We start from the raw sequence: 16,783 nt of genomic DNA, 5'->3' as shown, positions 1-16,783 counted from the left end.
ATGAACCGTGTCCACCCTCCCCTGGGAGGCCTGCCCACTCAGCGAGCGCGTTTGCGCCGCAGAAAGCCCGCCGTGTCCGACCCCTCCGATCTGCTCAAGACCCCGCTGCATGCCCTGCACCTGGAACTCGGCGCCCGCATGGTGCCCTTCGCCGGCTACAGCATGCCGGTGCAGTACCCCGCCGGCCTGATGGCCGAACACCACCACACCCGCACCGCCGCCGGCCTGTTCGACGTCTCGCACATGGGCCAGCTGCGCCTGGTCGGCCCCGATGCCGCCGCCGCGTTCGAGTCGCTCATGCCGGTGGACGTGATCGACCTGGCCGTCGGCAAGCAACGCTACGGTCTGCTGCTCAACGATGCCGGCGGCATCATCGACGACCTGATGTTCGTCAACCGCGGCGACGACATCTTCGTGATCGTCAACGGCGCCTGCAAACACGGTGACCTGGCGCACATCGTCGAGCGCATCGGTGGCCGTTGCACCGTGGAGCCCCAGTTCGACCGCGCCCTGCTGGCCCTGCAAGGCCCGCAAGCCGTGACCGCGTTGCAGCGCCTGCTGCCCGGCGTCGAGAAACTGGTGTTCATGACCGGCGCCGCGTTCACCTGGAACGGTGCCGACCTGTTCGTCACCCGCAGCGGCTACACCGGTGAAGACGGCTGCGAAATTTCCCTGCCCGCGGCCAGCGCCGATGCGTTTGCCCGCGCCCTGCTGGCACAGCCCGAAGTCAAACCCGTCGGCCTGGGCGCGCGCAACTCGCTGCGCCTCGAAGCCGGCCTGTGCCTCTACGGCAACGACATCGACGTGACCACCACACCGGTGGAAGCCGCATTGAACTGGGCGATGCAGAAGGTGCGCCGCACCGGTGGTGCGCGTGCCGGCGGTTTTCCCGGCGCGGCCCGCGTGCTCGGCCAGCTCGACGGCACCGAGCCCTTGACCCGCAAGCGCGTGGGCCTGATCGCGCTGGAACGTGTGCCGGTGCGTGAGCACGTCGAACTGCAGGGCCTGGACGGCCAGAAGATCGGCGAAGTCACCAGCGGCCTGCTCGGCCCGACGGCCGACAAGCCGGTCGCCATCGGCTACGTCGCCCCCGGGTTCGCCGCCATCGGCACCCGCGTCAACGCCATCGTGCGCGGCAAGGCCGTGCCGATGGAGGTCGCGCCCATGCCCTTCGTTCCCAATCGTTATTTCCGCGGCTGAGTCAGCCCTTTCCAACTTTCTTCACCGGAGCCCCCCATGACCACCAAGTACACCGAAGACCACGAATGGATCAGCGTTGACGGCGACATCGCCACCGTCGGCATCACCCACCACGCGCAGGACGCGCTGGGCGACGTGGTGTTCGTCGACCTGCCCGAAGTGGGCAAGACCCTGGCCCAGAAGGACGTCGCTGGCGTGGTCGAGTCCGTCAAGGCCGCTGCCGACGTGTACATGCCCGTCAGCGGCGAAGTCACCGAAGTGAACGAAGCCCTGCGCGACGACCCTTCGCTGGCCAACAGCGATCCCCTGGGCGCGGGCTGGTTCTTCAAGGTCAAGCTCAGTGATGCCGCCCAGGTCGACGCCCTGCTCGACGCCACCGCCTACGAAGCCTTCTCCAAGCAAGGCTGACCCACCCCTGCCGCGTTGCGCGCGTCCCCCCTCAAGGGGGCAGCGCCAGCGGCCCGGCAATGCCGGTTCCGCGGCACCCGCTGGCTCGCTGCCCCTCACGCGAACCACCAGTCCATCACCTCACACTTCCACTCCAATCTGCAGGTCTTCCCATGCTGATGCCGTCTGTCAAACCCCTGGATGAACTCGAAAATGCCAGCGAGTTCATTGCCCGCCACATCGGCATCAGCGAAGCCGACGAAACGATGATGCTGTCGGTCATCGGCGAGGCCTCGCGCCGCGCCCTGATCGACGGCATCGTGCCGCGCAGCATCGCGCGCAGCACCGGCATGGATCTGCCGCCGGCGACCACCGAAGCCGCGGCGCTGGCCGAACTCAAGGCCATCGCCTCGAAGAACAAGGTCTTCAGGAGCTTCATCGGCCAGGGCTACTACGGCACCCACACGCCGGGCGTCATCCTGCGCAACGTGCTGGAGAACCCCGCCTGGTACACCGCCTACACGCCCTACCAGGCCGAGATTTCGCAGGGCCGCATGGAAGCGCTGGTGAACTTCCAGACCCTGGTGACCGACCTCACCGGCATGGCCATCGCCAATGCGTCCATGCTGGATGAGGCCACGGCCGCCGCCGAGGCGATGACGCTGGCCAGGCGCTCGGTCAAGGCCAAGGGCTCGGTGATCGTGGTTGCCGGTGACGCGCACCCGCAGACCATCGAGGTGATCCAGACCCGCGCGAAACCGCTGGGCCTGACGGTCAAGCTGGCGAACTCGGCGCCCGAGTGGTCCGAGGCGCTCAAGGGCGACGACTACTTCGCCGTGCTGGCGCAGTACCCCTCGACCAGCGGCCGCATCGACGACCTGCGCGCCGACGTGACCACCGTGCACGGCAAACAGGCGGCCTTCATCGTGGCTGCCGACCTGCTGGCGCTGACGCTGCTGGTGCCCCCGGGCGAGTTCGACGCCGACATCGTGGTCGGCACCACGCAGCGCTTCGGCATGCCCATGGGTGCGGGCGGCCCGCACGCTGCCTACATGGCCTGCCGCGACGAGTTCAAGCGCTCCCTGCCCGGCCGACTGGTCGGCGTGAGCGTGGACACCCACGGCAACCCGGCCTACCGCCTAGCGCTGCAGACGCGCGAACAGCACATCCGCCGCGAGAAGGCCACCTCCAACATCTGCACGGCGCAGGTGCTCCCGGCCGTCGTGGCCAGCATGTACACCGTCTACCACGGCCCGCAGGGCCTCAAGCGCATCGCCCAGCGTGTGGCGGCCTACACCGCCGTGCTGGCCGCCGGCCTGCAGCAACTGGGCTGCGCGCTGACCAGCAGCTCGGCCTTCGACACGCTCACCGTCAAGGCCGCCGACGCGGCGCAGGCCCAGGCCATCGTGGCCAAGGCCGTCGCACAGGGCGCGAACCTGCGCCTCTCCTGGGGCCAGTACGTCAGCATGTCGCTGGACGAGACCACCACGCGCGAGGACATCGCCCTGCTGTGGTCGGTGTTCGCCACGGACGGTCAGGCACTGCCGACCTTCGACACCTTCGAGAAGGGCGTGGAACCGCTGATTCCGGCCGAACTGCGCCGCACCAGCGCCTACCTCACCCACCCGGTGTTCAACAGCCACCACAGCGAGACCGGCATGCTGCGCTACATCCGCGCGCTCGCCGACAAGGACCTCGCGCTGGATCGCAGCATGATCCCGCTGGGCAGTTGCACCATGAAGCTCAACGCCACCAGCGAGATGATCCCCATCACCTGGCCCGAGTTCGCCAATGTGCATCCCTTCGCCCCGGCCGACCAGCTGCAGGGCTACAAAGAGCTGGACGAGCAGCTGCGCGCCTGGCTCTGCCAGGCCACGGGTTACGCCGGCATCAGCCTGCAGCCCAACGCCGGTTCGCAGGGCGAGTACGCCGGCCTGCTGGCGATCCAGGCCTGGCACGCCTCGCGCGGCGACACGCACCGCAACATCTGCCTGATCCCCTCGTCGGCCCATGGCACCAACCCCGCCTCGGCCCAGATGGCGGGCCTGCAGGTGGTGGTGACCAAGTGCGACGAGAACGGCAACGTGGACATGGCCGACCTGCAGGCCAAGTGCGAACAGCACAGCGCCAACCTGGCCTGCGTGATGATCACCTACCCCTCGACCCACGGCGTGTTCGAGACCACGGTGAAGGAACTCTGCGCCCTGGTGCACCAGCATGGCGGCCGCGTCTACGTGGACGGCGCGAACATGAATGCGCTGGTCGGCGTGGCCGCACCGGGCGAGTTCGGCGGCGACGTGAGCCACCTGAACCTGCACAAGACCTTCTGCATCCCGCACGGCGGCGGCGGTCCGGGTGTGGGTCCGGTCTGCGTGGTCGAGGACCTCGTGCCCTTCCTGCCGGGTCATGGCCGAGGTGCCGAGCCCGGCGGCGTGTGCGGTGCGCCGGCGTCGGCCCACGCCGTCGGTGCCGTCAGCGCAGCGCCGCTGGGCAACGCGGCCGTGCTGCCCATCAGCTGGATGTACATCCGCATGATGGGTCCCCAGGGCCTGCAGCACGCCACCGAGGCCGCCATCCTGTCGGCCAACTACATCAGCAAGCGCCTGGCCGACCACTACCCCACGCTCTACGCCTCGGCCAACGGCCATGTGGCCCACGAGTGCATCCTGGACCTGCGCGGCCTCAAGGAAACCAGCGGCGTGATGGCCGAGGACGTGGCCAAGCGCCTGATGGACTACGGCTTCCACGCCCCCACGCTGAGCTTCCCGGTCGCCAACACGCTGATGGTCGAGCCGACCGAGAGCGAGACGCTGGAAGAGCTGGACCGCTTCATCGCCGCGATGATCGCGATCCGTGAAGAGATCCGCCGCATCGAACGTGGCGAATGGCCACAGGACGACAACCCGCTGAAGAACGCGCCGCACACCGCCGACAGCCTGATGAAGGCCGACTGGCCACATCCCTATGGCCGCGACGTGGGTTCCGCCTCGCAATCGACCCGTGCGCACGCCAAGTACTGGCCGCCGGTGGGCCGCATCGACAACGTCTACGGCGACCGCAACCTGTTCTGCAGCTGCGTGCCGGTCAGCGAGCTGGACTGAGACCTGTCCCTGACCCCGTCTTCACAGGGCGCCGCTGGCGCCCTGTGTTTTTTGTGCCCGGGGTGACGGCCAGAAAGCCGGCGATCCAGCCCGGCATCTGTTCGCGCAGGATGCGCAGGGCCGGTGCCTCCTGCCGGCGGGCCAGGGTGACCAGCCCGAAGCGCGCCGTGGAATTGAGCGCCGGCGTCATGTCCAGCGGCACCAGCCCCTCGGCCGCGGCGTTGGCGGTCAGCACGATGGCGTGGCTGTGCCGGGCGACCTCGATGATGTTCAGCGTCTCATCACTGCGCAAGGTCACCATGTCGTCCGGGTTGGCCTGCGGTCCATAGCGGTCGATCAGCATGCGCGCCACCTCGTCGCTCAAGGGCGTGGAAGCGACCGGATAGGCCAGCACCTCGTCGATGCGCACCGGCCGCCCGAGCCCGATCAAGGGGTGATCGGGACGCACCAGGAAGCCCGCCTCCAGCTCGAAGGTCAGCGCGATCTGCAGATCGGCCGAAGGCCGCACCGATCGCACGTCCACCACCAGCGCATCCAGCCGCTGGTCCCGCAACGCATCGATCAGGACGGCGGTGTTGCCGCGCGAAATCTGCAGCTGCAGCCGCGGGTGGTGCTCGGCCATGTAGAGCATCAACCGCGTGGACAGCAGAGCGCCGGGCCCCGAACTCAGGCCGATCCTCAGGCTGCCGATCAGCCCCGCATGCAGCCCCTTGCCGGTCTGCTTCAGCGCTTCGGCATCGGCCACCAGGCGCCGGGCGCGCTGCAGCGCCTCGTGCCCGAACGGCGTGAGCGCGATGCGCCGGCCCAGGCGATCGAACAGGCGTTCGCCCAGCTCGTCCTCGAGCGACTGGATGCTGCGCGTGAGCGCCGGCTGGGTCAGGAACAAGGCCCGCGAGGCCTGCACGAAAGCCCCCGTTTCGGCCAGCACCACGAAGTGTCGCAACTGCACGAGCGTCATCCAGAACCTCCATTGAAAGTTATGGATTATTGATGATCAATGCATTGGACTTTACAACGACGGCTTACTAACATGCAGAAAAGTTCATGTTTCAAGGAGCCCACTGCATGGATCGACTCAGTGACGCGGCTGTCGCGGAATTCACCGCCATTCGCCGCGACATCCACCGCCACCCGGAACTGGCGTTCAACGAACGCCGCACCGCCGCCCTGGTCGCTGCCCAGCTGGGCGCCTGGGGTTACGAAGTCAGCATGGGACTGGGCGGCACCGGGGTGGTCGGACAGCTCAGGCGCGGGACATCCTCGCGTTCCATCGGCCTGCGCGCCGACATGGATGCCCTGCCGATCGCCGAAGGCACCGGCGCGGCCTGGGCCAGTTGCACGCAGGGCGTCATGCACGCCTGCGGCCACGACGGCCACACCGCCATGCTGCTGGCCGCCGCGCATCATCTGGCGCAGCACGGCCGCTTCGACGGCACGCTGAACCTGATCTTCCAGCCCGCCGAGGAAGGCGGAGGCGGCGCGCTGAAGATGATGGAGGACGGCCTGTTTCAGCGCTTCCCTTGCGACGCCATCTTCGCCATGCACAACATGCCGGGCACGCCGCAGGGACATCTGGTGTTCCGCAGCGGTCCCACCATGGCCTCCTCGGACTACGCCACCGTCACCCTGCAAGGCGTGGGTGGGCACGGCGCCATGCCGCACAAGGCCACCGACCCGCTGGTGGCAGCGGCCTCGATCGTCATGGCGCTGCAGACCATCGTCTCGCGCAATGTCGATCCGCTGCAGCCGGCCGTGGTCACGGTCGGCGCGCTGCAGGCCGGCGAAGCCAACAACGTGATCCCGGACAGCGCCCGGCTGGAGATCAGCCTGCGCGCACTGGACCCGCAGGTGCGGCGCGACATGGAGCGGCGCATCAAGGACCTGATCCAGCTGCAGGCGCAGAGCTACGGTGTGCACGCCGACATCCAGTGGCGTCCCGGCTACGCGGTGCTGGTCAACGACGAACAGCAGACCGCCCGCGCGCTGGCCGTGGCGCAGAAGCATTTCTCCGCCGAGCAAGTCAACCCGCAGGGGCCCATGCTCACCGGCAGCGAGGACTTCGCCTTCATGCTCGAACGCGTGCCGGGCTGCTACCTCTTCATCGGCAACGGCGTCGATGGCGAACCCGGCGCCTGCATGGTGCACAACCCCGCCTACGACTTCAACGACCTGAACATCGCCCCCGGCGCAGCCTACTGGGTCGCGCTCGTGCAGGACCTGCTTTCCCCCACCCCTTGAGAACCACGACAGGAGACAACACCATGAACGCACGCATCCGCATCCAGACGCTCATCGTCGGCGCCACACTGGCCACCCTCGGCCTGACCGGCACGGCCATCGCCCAGACCTTCCCCGCCAAACCGGTGACGCTGATGGTCCCCTACCCGGCCGGCGGCCTGTCGGACGTGATCGCACGCTCGGTCAACATCACCCTGGGCAAGCAGCTCGGCCAGCCGGTGGTGATCGAAAACCTGGGTGGCGCCAGCGGCTCCATCGCGGCGCAGAAGGTGCTCAACGGCCCCTCGGACGGCTACACCCTGTTCCAGGGTTCGCCCAATGAACTGATCCTGGCGCCGCTGGCGATTTCATCGATCAAGTTCAAGAGCGAAGACTTCCGCCTGGTACAGATGATCGCCACCGCGCAGATCGCCTTCCTCGCGAAGAAAGACCTGCCGGTCAACAGCGTGGACGAATTCGTGGACTACGCGCGCAAGGCCGCCAAGGACGGCAAGCCGCTGACCTTCGCCAGCGTCGGCCCCGGTTCGTTCTACCACCTGCTGGGCGAGCACCTGTCCAAGGTCACCGGCATCCCGATGATCCACGTGCCCTACAAGGGCGCGGCCCCCGCCGAGCAGGATTTGATGGCCGGCCAGGTGGACTTCTTCCTCGCGCCCTACGGCAAGAAGTACGACGAGATGCAGAAGCAGGGCCGCGTCAAGGTGCTGGCCATGCTCAACAGCGAGCGGCTGGACAGCGTGAAGCAGTACCCCGCCGTCAGCGAAAGCAAACAGCTCAAGGACTTCACGTTCAAGATCTGGACCGGCTACTTCGTGAAGAAGGACACCCCGGAGCCGGTGGTCAGCGCGCTGCACAAGGCCATCACCGGCACGCTGGGCGACGCCGGCGTGCACGCCGCGCTCGAAGCCAACAGCCAGCTGCTGCCCAAACCACAGACGCTCGCCGAAGCCGACAAGGCCTACACCGACGGCACACAACAGTTCCGGGCCATCGTCAAATCCATCGGTCTGCAGGCACAATAGACGCCTTCTTCCGTCGATCGGGAGAGACCGGGCCTGCAAAGGGAACCGGCGCCGAAGGAGCAACCGCCCCGGAAACTCTCAGGCCAAAGGACCGATCGACGACCGCGCCATTCAAAGCGCACAACTCTGAAGAGTGGCCGGGATTCGTCCCCCGGCCCACCGCAGGAGCAAGCCCGCCGCCACGGCGGGTGAATCTCTCAGGTCACAAACAGAGGGGGTCATGGCCCGCACACGGTGTGCGGGGCGTGCCCCTTTGTTTGACGGCCTTCAAAGAGATTCCCATGGCACAGCAACACCTCATCGTCATCGGCGGCGGCATCACCGGCGTCACCAGCGCCTACGCCCTGGCGCGTCAGGGTCACCGCGTCACCCTGATCGAAAAACACCGCTACGCGGGCATGGAAACCAGCCACGCCAACGGCGGCCAGCTCTCGGCCTCCAACGCCGAAACCTGGACCCACCCCTCCACCCTGCTCAAGGGCATCAAGTGGATGCTCAAGGCCGATGCGCCGCTGCTGGTCAACCCCAAGCCCAGCTGGCACAAGCTGAGCTGGTTCGCCGAGTTCGCGGCGTCCATTCCGAAGTACCGCGACAACACCATCGCCACCGCGAAGTTGGCGATCGCCGCGCGCGAGCACCTCTTCGGCTGGGCACAGGCCGAAGGCATCGATTTCGACCTCAAGCAGCAGGGCATCCTGCACATCTACCGCGACAAGGCCGGCTTCGACCATGCGGGTGAGGTCTCGAAGCTGCTGGCCGAAGGTGGCCTGCCACGCCGCGCCGTCACGCCCGACGAGATGCGCGCCATCGAACCCACGCTGGCCGGTGACTATTACGGCGGCTACTTCACCGAGAGCGACAGCACCGGCGACATCCACAAGTTCACCCACGGCCTCTCCCTGGCCTGCGAGCGCCTGGGCGTGAAGCTGCTCACCGGCCAGACGGTGGCGCGCGTGCAGAGCGACGGCGCGTCCGCAACGGTCACGCTGTCCAGCGGCGAGGTGGTGAGTGGCCATGCCGTGGTGGTCTGCGCCGGCGTGCACAGCCGCGCGCTCGGTGCGCAGCTGGGCGACCGCCTCAACGTCTACCCGGTCAAGGGCTATTCCATCACCGTGATGCTCAACGACGAAGCGAGCCAAGCCGCCGCGCCGCAGGTCAGCCTGCTGGACGACGAAACCAAGCTCGTCACCAGCCGCCTGGGGGTTGACCGCTTCCGCGTCGCGGGCACGGCCGAGTTCAATGGCATGAACCTCGACATCCGCGCCGACCGCATCCGCCCGCTGGTCAACTGGGTCAACCAGTGTTTCCCGGGTGTGAGCACGCGCCGCGTCGAGCCCTGGGCCGGCCTGCGGCCCATGATGCCGGACATGCTGCCGCGCGTCGGCCCCGGCCGCCGGCCCAACGTGTTCTACAACACCGGCCACGGCCACCTGGGCTGGACGCTCTCCGCCATCACCGCGCACCAGCTCACCGGACATGTGGCGCAGTGGCAGGCACAACAGCGCCACACGCGCCCGGTGATACCCGCCCCCGCTGTCTGACGCCGCACGCGCAACCAGCGGCGATCAGCGGGTATGGCGCCCACCGGCCCGCTGGTGCGGCGGGCTTGGGCTAAGCTCCCTGTGTTACCTCCAGCCGATCCGCCCATGCCCACCGATTTCCGCGTGCTGAGCGTCATCCCCCCGATGACACAGCTCAACACGCCCTACCCGTCCACCGCCTACCTCACCGGCTTCCTGCGTTCGCGCGGCATCGACGCGGTGCAGGAAGACCTGGCGCTGGCGCTTGTCCTGAAGCTGTTCACGCCGGCCGGCCTGGAGGCGGTGCGTGGCCGCGCGCTGGCCCAGGCCGAGGCGCAGCGCTCGGGCAGCGTGCACGCATTCCTCGACCAGTTCGACGCCTACCGCAGCACCATCGGCCCGGCCATCGCCTACCTGCAGGGCCGCGACTCGACGCTGGCCCACCGCATCGCCGCGCGCGGCCTGCTGCCCGAAGGCCCGCGCTTTGCCGCGCTCGACGCCTACGTGGACGACGGCAACGGCGACCCGCTGGCCTGGGCCTTCGGCGCGCTCGGCGTGCAGGACAAGGCGCGTCACCTGTGCACGCTCTACCTCAACGATCTGGCCGACGTGCTGCGCGACGCGGTGGACGAACGTTTCGAGTTCGTGCGCTACGCCGAGTCGCTCGCCAGCAGCCAGCCGACATTCGATCCCCTCGCGGCCGCGCTGGCCGCGCCGCCCACGCTGGTGGACGACTTGCTGAGCGACCTGACGCTGGCCGCCATCCACCGCCACAAGCCCGCGCTGGTGCTGCTCTCGGTGCCCTTTCCCGGTTCGGTCTACGCGGCCTTGCGCATCGCGCAGACCATCAAGGCGCACAACCCGCACATCCGCATCGCGCTGGGCGGCGGTTTTGTGAACACCGAACTGCGTGAACTGTCCGACCCGCGGGTCTTCGATTTCGTGGACTTCGTGACGCTGGATGCGGGCGAACGGCCGGTGCTCTCGCTGATCGAGCACCTGCACGGGCAGCGCGGGCGCCAGCGGCTGCAGCGCAGCTTCCTGCGCAACGCCGAAGGTGAAGTGCAGTTCGTGAACTTGGCCGAGCCCGACATCCCGTTCGAAGACGTGGGCACCCCCACCTGGGACGGCCTGCCGCTGGACCGCTACCTGAGCCTGCTCGACATGCTCAACCCCATGCACCGCCTCTGGAGCGACGGTCGCTGGAACAAGCTCACTGTGGCCCACGGCTGCTACTGGAAGAAGTGCAGCTTCTGCGACGTGAGCCTCGACTACATCGGCCGCTACGAAACCGCCACAGCACAGAAACTGGCCGACCGCATCCAGCAGATCGTCGAAGAAACCGGGCAGACCGGCTTCCACTTCGTGGACGAAGCCGCGCCGCCCAAGGCGCTCAAGGCGCTGGCCGAAGAACTGATCCGGCGCCAGCTCAACATCTCGTGGTGGGGCAACATCCGCTTCGAAAAAACCTTCACGCCCGAACTCGCCGAACTGCTCGCGCAAAGCGGCTGCATCGCCATGAGCGGCGGGCTGGAAGTGGCGAGTGACCGCCTGCTCAACCTGATGAAAAAAGGCGTGTCGGTCGAGCAGGTGGCGCGCGTGACCAAGGGCTTCAGCGACGCCGGCATCCTGGTGCACGCCTACCTCATGTACGGCTTTCCGACGCAGACGCTGCAGGACACGGTGGACGCGCTCGAATACGTGCGCCAGCTGTTCGAGGCCGGTTGCATCCAGAGCGGCTTCTTCCACCGCTTCAGCTGCACCGTGCACTCTCCTGTGGGCATGGACCCGGCGGCCTATGGCATTCAGCTGATCCCGCTGCCGCCGGTGAGCTTCGCCAAGAACGACATCGGCTTCATCGACCCCACCGGCACCGACCACGACGCGCTCGGCAGCGGCCTGCGCAAGGCGATCTACAACTACATGCACGGCCTGTGCGTGGAAGACGACGTGCGCCGCTGGTTCGAACACCTGCCGCAGCCCGTGCCGCGCGCCACCGTCAAGCGCGGAAAGATTGCGAAAGCACTCGCCGCCCACCACTGACCCCCTCACCGGAGGACCTCCCATGAAGCTCATCGGCATGCTCGACTCGCCCTATGTGCGCCGCGTCGCCATCTCGCTGCAACTGCTCGACCTCCCGTTCGAACACCAGTCGCTCTCGGTGTTTCGCACTTTCGACGAATTCAGCCGCACCAACCCGGTGGTGAAGGCGCCCACGCTGGTGTGCGACGACGGCACGGTGCTGATGGACTCGACCTTGATCCTGCAGTACGCCGAAGCCCTGACCCACCCACGCAGCCTGATCCCCCGGGAACCCGCAGCACTCGCTCACACGCTGCGCACCGTGGGCCTCGCGCTGGCCGCCTGTGAAAAATCGGTGCAGATCGTCTACGAGCGCGGCCTGCGCCCGGCCGAGAAACAGCATCAACCCTGGGTGGAGCGCGTCACCGGCCAGTTGCTCGCCGCCTGTAACGGGCTGGAGGCGCAGCTCGCCAGCCACCCGCCGGCCCTCACCCGCACCGCGCTGGACCAGGCCGGCGTGAGCACCGCCGTGGCCTGGGCCTTCATCCAGAACATGCTGCCGGAGGTGGTGCCTGCCAGCCGCTACCCGAACCTCGTGGCTTTCTCCCAAGCCGCCGAAGCCCTGCCCGAGTTCCGCGCCGCGCCCCACGGCGACAGCACCTACCGCCCGGCCTGAACCGCCCGAGGATCAGACCGCTCCGCGCAGGCCGCCCTTCATCTGGGCTGCGCCAGCCACTCGCGCATCATCACGATTTCTTTCTCCTGGGCTGCGATCACCTGCTCGGCGAGTTGACGCACCTTCGGGTCCCTGCCGTGCTTCAACACCACGCGGGCCATGTCGATGGCGCCCTGGTGGTGCGGGATCATGCCGGCCAGGAAATCGCGGTCGGCGTCGCCCGTGAGCGATCAGTCCACCCCGGCAGCGATCTGACGAAAAGCCTGCACGAGGGCGAAGGCGCCGCCCGCCCGCATGTCTCGGGCGGGCGCCATAGGTGTGCCAGCGCACAGACTTCTGAGCCACGCGGCGCCAGGATGCTGACGAATTGCCCCCAATGGCAAAAAAAAGCAAAAGAGGTACCCCTATGTTGAAAAGACTTCCGCTGTCCGTGGCGTTGTGCGCCACGTCCCTGGCCGCGCTGGCCCAGACGGTTCCAGGCGCGGGCCAGCAGCTGCAACAGCTGCCCGTGGTTCCGCCCCGCACGGTGCCTGCGCCACGGATCGAGATTCAAAAAGAACCCGCGCCGGTTGCGACGCCTGCGGACGCCAGCGCCATCGTGGTTCAGCGGCTCGCCGTGACCGGCGCCAGCGTCTATTCAGAGAGCGAACTGATGGCCATCGCCGGGTTTGTGCCCGGCCAGCGCCTGACGCTGGGCGACCTGAATGCGATGGCCGACCGGGTGACCAACCGGTATCGCCAGGACGGCTACCTGGTGGGACGCGCCTACCTGCCGGCGCAAGAGGTCAAGGACGGCGTCGTGACCATGGCGGTGCTGGAAGGCAGCTATGGCAACGTGAAGCTGAACAACACGAGCCGGCTGAACGACGGGGTGGCCCACGGCATTCTGGGTGGCCTGAACAGCGGCGAGGTGATCGCCTCCGAACCGCTGGAATCCCGTTTGCTGCAGTTGTCCGATCTGCCCGGCGTCGAGGTCCGGTCCACCCTGGTGCCGGGCGCGTCGCTCGGTCAGTCAGACCTGATGGTGGACGTGATCGAGGGTCCGCGCATCAGCGGCAGCGTGGACGCCGACAACGCCGGCAACCGCTACACGGGGGAAGTCCGCGTGGGCGCCACCCTCAACATCAACAACCCCGCCGGCTGGGGCGACATGGTGACGCTGCGCGCCCTGACCTCGGGCCCCGGCCTGCGCTACGGTCGCGCGGCCTACCAGGTGCCCGTCGGCAGGGGACGGGTGGGCGTGGCCGTGAGCCAGCTGGACTATGAGCTGGGCAAGGAATTCAAGCCCCTGGACGCCCACGGTCGGGCGCGCACCGCCAGCCTGTTCGGCAGTTACCCCTTGCTGCGCACCCGCAACAGCAACCACAGCGTGGGCCTGACCCTCGAGAACCGGCGGTTTGACGACCACGTGGGCGCGTTCGATTTCGTGAGTGAAAAGCACGCCCGGGTGGCGGTGGCGTCGATCTATGGCGACCACAGCGACATGGTGGGCGGGGGCGGCTTCAACAGCTACCTGCTGTCCCTCACGGCCGGCGACCTGGACATCCGCACGCCGTCGGTGCGCGCCACCGATGCCGCCACCGCGCGCACCCATGGCGGCTACGGCAAGCTGGGTTTCCAGCTGATGCGCGTGCAGCAGGTGACCGCATCGACCTCCTTCATGGCATCGGTCGGTGGTCAGTTGGCCTCCACCAATCTGGACTCGTCTGAAAAGATGCAGCTCGGTGGCATGTACGGCGTGCGCGCCTTTCCGGAAGGAGAAGCCTCGGCCGACCAGGGAGCGGTGCTGACACTGGAAGCCCGGCAACTGCTGCCCCTGTCGGACCGGGTTCCAGGCCAGGTCCAGCTGGTGGCCTTCGTGGATGCGGGTTCGGTCACCCTGAACAAGAACCCCTGGAGCGAAGGCTCCAACCACCGGCAGCTCAGCGGCGCCGGGGTGGGCGTCTACTGGGCCCGCGCCAACGATTTCTCCCTCAAGGCGTTCTATGCACGCCCACTTGGCGGCGACGAGGCCACGTCCGCGCCGCACAAATCCGGTCGTTTCTGGGTTCAGGTCGTCAAGTACTTCTGATCGCTCATCCAGCGCCCACGCAGGCCCGTGCTTGACGGGCCGTTCGCTCACAGAAGGTACAACATGAACCACATCCATCGCTCCATCTGGAACCGCTCCACCGGCACTTTCGTGGCCGTTTCCGAGCACGCACGCAACTCGGGCAAGGCCGCCTCGGCAGGCAGCTCGGGGGGCGTGGCCTTTCGCATCAAGGCCGTGTCCTTGCTGGTCATGCTGGCCTGCGGGTCGGTGGCCATGGCACAACCCACCGGGGGCGTGGTCACGTCCGGCAACGCCACCATCGCCGGGCCTTCGAACCAGTTGACGATCACGCAGACGACGCCCAACGCGGCCATCAACTGGCAGGGCTTTGGCATCGCGGCGGGCGAGTCGGTCCGGTTCGTGCAACCCGACAGCCGTTCAATCGCGCTCAACCGCGTGGTCGGCAACGACCCTTCCGCCATCCACGGCAACCTGTCTGCCAATGGCGCGGTGTTTCTCATCAACCCCCATGGCATCCTGTTCGGGCGCGGCTCGAACGTCAACGTGGGTGGCCTGGTGGCGTCCACGCTGAACCTGTCCGACGACGATTTCCGTGCAGGTCGCTACCACTTTTCGGGCGGTGGCAACGGCACGGTGGTCAACCAGGGCGTCATCCGGGCCGCGGACGGTGGCTACGTGGCCCTGCTGGGCGCGGGCGTCACCAACCAGGGCGACGTGGTGGCCCAGAAGGGCACCGTGGCGCTGGCGGCGGGCCGCAGCCTGACGCTGGACATGGCGGGCGACCGGCTGCTCAGCGTCAGCGTTGACGAGGGCACGGTCAACGCACTGGTGGAGAACGGCGGGCTGCTGCAGGCCGATGGGGGCCGGGTGATCATGACGACGCAAGCCGCGTCCAGCCTGATGTCCAACGCGGTCAACAACACCGGCGTGATCCAGGCCAGGACACTGGAAAACCGCAACGGCACGATCCTGCTGCTGGGCGGCATGCAGACCGGCACCATGCAGGTCGGCGGCACCTTGGACGCCAGTGCGCCGAAGGGCGGCGATGGCGGTTTCATCGAGACCTCGGCCGCGTCCGTCAAGATCGCCAGCAATGTGAACGTCACCACCGCAGCGGCCCGGGGCAAGACCGGCACCTGGCTGATCGACCCCCTGGACTTCACCATCGGCAGCGACCCCGGTGACAACATCTCGGGCAGCGCTCTTTCACTGGCGCTGGGCGACAACGACGTGATCATCACCAACGCGCCGGGGGTTGGCAATGGCGATATCTTTGTCGAGGATGCCGTCACATGGGGCAGCGCGACCACCCTGTCCCTGCGCGCCTCGCGGAATGTCAACATCAACGCAGCCATCACGACCACCGATGGCAGCCTGCAGGTTTCCGCAGGGACCGATGTCGCCGTGAATAGGGACATATCAACCACCGGTGGCAACGTGGAGATTTCCGCCGTGCGCGATGTCGCCGTGAATGCGCCCATCTCAGCCACCAATGGCAACGTGGAGGTTTGCTGCGGGCGGGACATCACGGTGGCCACGACGGGGGCCATCACCACCGTCAACGGCAGCATTCTGCTGGCGGCGGGACGGGATGCGACCGTCCAAGGAGCCCTGTCCGCGACCGACGGAAACATCATGGTCTGCGCCCCCGGGGACCTGACCATCGGCGGCGCGATCACGGTGACCGACGGCAGCACCATCCCAGGGCAAAGTCTGGGTCTGCCCCGGGGCCTGGTGCTGAGTGCCGGTTATGGCGCCACCAGCCCGGGCGAAGGCGGCACGCTCACCTTCGAGCCAACGGCGCCGACCACCGCCGTCACCAACGCGCCGGCGGCGATCTACTTCAACCCGGTGTCGTACGTCCCACCGTTCGACTACGAGCCCCAGTTTTCCCTGACCGAAGGTGCCGTCCTCACCCAGTACATGCTGGTGTTCCCGGAGGTCGCCAGCAAAACTTTCGACGGCACGACCACCGCCACGCTGACCGGCCTGAAAGGCCTGCCACCCGGCGCGACACTGGTCGCCGGCTCCGGCGCCAGCGCCCAGTTTTCCAACGCCACCCCCGGTGTCGACAAGACGGTGATCTTCAGCGGCTACACGCTGGACGTCGCCGACCCCGACACGGCCAACTACGCGTTTGCGGTTCCCAATTGCTGTGAACCTGTCGAGCTTAGAACGTCCGGTGACATCTCGGCCGCCGATACGCCGTTGCCTCCACCGCGGCAACCTCGCCCAAGGCCACCCGCACCAGCGCCAGCCCCGCTGCCACCGGTTTCACAGCCGGTGGTTCCGGCGTCCGGGGGCACGGACCGGGTGGTGGGCAACTGGAACCTCCCCGTCATTCCTTTGGCACAGGAAACACCTTATCGCCTGACGGTTGCGCCTTTGGCGCCCATCGGACCGGTCCTGCTCGCCCTGGAGTCCCCGGCCCCGGTGCCCGTGGCGCCAGCGCCGATCGTGGTCCCTGTCGAGGTGGCGCCTCCGGTGCTCGTCGCGCCGCCAGCACCCCGCAGGGTGGTGCCGGTTCGACCACCGAAGCAGGACCGCAACTGAGGCCGGCGTGT

The 16,783-nt window shown here is 67.6% G+C and carries 11 protein-coding genes, 1 pseudogene and 2 riboswitches; of the genes and pseudogenes, 10 read left to right on the top strand and 2 right to left on the bottom strand.

Annotated elements, in window-relative coordinates:
* Positions 1–72: 72 nt before the first annotated feature.
* The 3 genes from gcvT to gcvP all read left to right on the top strand — a co-directional run bounded on the left by gcvT (position 73) and on the right by gcvP (position 4,688).
* Positions 73–1,200, top strand: a complete 1,128-nt coding sequence (gcvT, locus tag ACN5W5_RS02370; protein WP_420046992.1) for a glycine cleavage system aminomethyltransferase GcvT — start codon at positions 73–75, stop codon at positions 1,198–1,200.
* Positions 1,201–1,236: 36 nt separating this feature from the next.
* Complete coding sequence (gene gcvH, locus ACN5W5_RS02365) at positions 1,237–1,608, top strand: glycine cleavage system protein GcvH (RefSeq protein ID WP_420046991.1); 372 nt, start codon at positions 1,237–1,239, stop codon at positions 1,606–1,608.
* A 152-nt stretch (positions 1,609–1,760) separates the two neighbouring features.
* The gene (gene gcvP, locus ACN5W5_RS02360) at positions 1,761–4,688 is read left to right on the top strand and encodes an aminomethyl-transferring glycine dehydrogenase (protein WP_420046990.1); all 2,928 of its coding nucleotides are present in this window, start codon (positions 1,761–1,763) and stop codon (positions 4,686–4,688) included.
* Here gcvP and ACN5W5_RS02355 read toward each other — a convergent pair.
* A complete protein-coding gene (locus tag ACN5W5_RS02355) occupies positions 4,672–5,646 on the bottom strand; it encodes a LysR family transcriptional regulator (RefSeq protein WP_420046989.1) in 975 nt (324 codons plus the stop codon). The two genes, gcvP and ACN5W5_RS02355, sit on opposite strands and share 17 nt — an antisense overlap.
* Before the next feature lie 107 nt (positions 5,647–5,753).
* On the opposite strand from ACN5W5_RS02355, the gene ACN5W5_RS02350 reads away from it, so the two are divergent.
* From ACN5W5_RS02350 to ACN5W5_RS02330, 5 genes are all read left to right on the top strand, one after another.
* A complete protein-coding gene (locus ACN5W5_RS02350) occupies positions 5,754–6,926 on the top strand; it encodes a M20 aminoacylase family protein (RefSeq protein ID WP_420046988.1) in 1,173 nt (390 codons plus the stop codon).
* A gap of 23 nt (positions 6,927–6,949) precedes the next feature.
* Positions 6,950–7,948: a Bug family tripartite tricarboxylate transporter substrate binding protein gene (locus ACN5W5_RS02345; protein ID WP_420046987.1), complete on the top strand. Its 999-nt coding sequence runs from the start codon at positions 6,950–6,952 to the stop codon at positions 7,946–7,948.
* An 8-nt stretch (positions 7,949–7,956) separates the two neighbouring features.
* A riboswitch (glycine riboswitch) is annotated at positions 7,957–8,052 on the top strand.
* Between the two features lie 12 nt (positions 8,053–8,064).
* Positions 8,065–8,170: riboswitch (glycine riboswitch) on the top strand.
* A 59-nt stretch (positions 8,171–8,229) separates the two neighbouring features.
* On the top strand, positions 8,230–9,489 hold the full coding sequence (locus tag ACN5W5_RS02340; protein WP_420046986.1) for a D-amino acid dehydrogenase: 1,260 nt from the start codon (positions 8,230–8,232) through the stop codon (positions 9,487–9,489).
* Between the two features lie 105 nt (positions 9,490–9,594).
* Positions 9,595–11,511 carry a B12-binding domain-containing radical SAM protein gene (locus tag ACN5W5_RS02335; protein WP_420046985.1) on the top strand — a complete coding sequence of 639 codons (1,917 nt, stop codon included), beginning with the start codon at positions 9,595–9,597 and terminating at the stop codon, positions 11,509–11,511.
* A gap of 22 nt (positions 11,512–11,533) precedes the next feature.
* Positions 11,534–12,166 carry a glutathione S-transferase gene (locus ACN5W5_RS02330; protein WP_420046984.1) on the top strand — a complete coding sequence of 211 codons (633 nt, stop codon included), beginning with the start codon at positions 11,534–11,536 and terminating at the stop codon, positions 12,164–12,166.
* Positions 12,167–12,204: 38 nt separating this feature from the next.
* Here the strand turns inward: ACN5W5_RS02330 and ACN5W5_RS02325 are convergent.
* A pseudogene (locus ACN5W5_RS02325) lies at positions 12,205–12,390 on the bottom strand (DUF305 domain-containing protein); the annotation flags it as partial.
* A 182-nt stretch (positions 12,391–12,572) separates the two neighbouring features.
* Here ACN5W5_RS02325 and ACN5W5_RS02320 point away from each other — a divergent pair.
* Together ACN5W5_RS02320 and ACN5W5_RS02315 are read left to right on the top strand one after the other, a co-directional pair.
* Positions 12,573–14,237: a ShlB/FhaC/HecB family hemolysin secretion/activation protein gene (locus ACN5W5_RS02320; protein WP_420046983.1), complete on the top strand. Its 1,665-nt coding sequence runs from the start codon at positions 12,573–12,575 to the stop codon at positions 14,235–14,237.
* Positions 14,238–14,300: 63 nt separating this feature from the next.
* Positions 14,301–16,772, top strand: coding sequence for a filamentous hemagglutinin N-terminal domain-containing protein (locus ACN5W5_RS02315; RefSeq protein WP_420046982.1), 2,472 nt, complete (start codon positions 14,301–14,303; stop codon positions 16,770–16,772).
* Positions 16,773–16,783: the final 11 nt, after the last annotated feature.

Origin of the sequence: Hydrogenophaga sp. ZJX-1 (assembly GCF_048590325.1) — a bacterium.
Classification (GTDB): domain Bacteria; phylum Pseudomonadota; class Gammaproteobacteria; order Burkholderiales; family Burkholderiaceae_C; genus Hydrogenophaga.
This window is presented reverse-complemented; position numbering and strand designations above follow the sequence as displayed.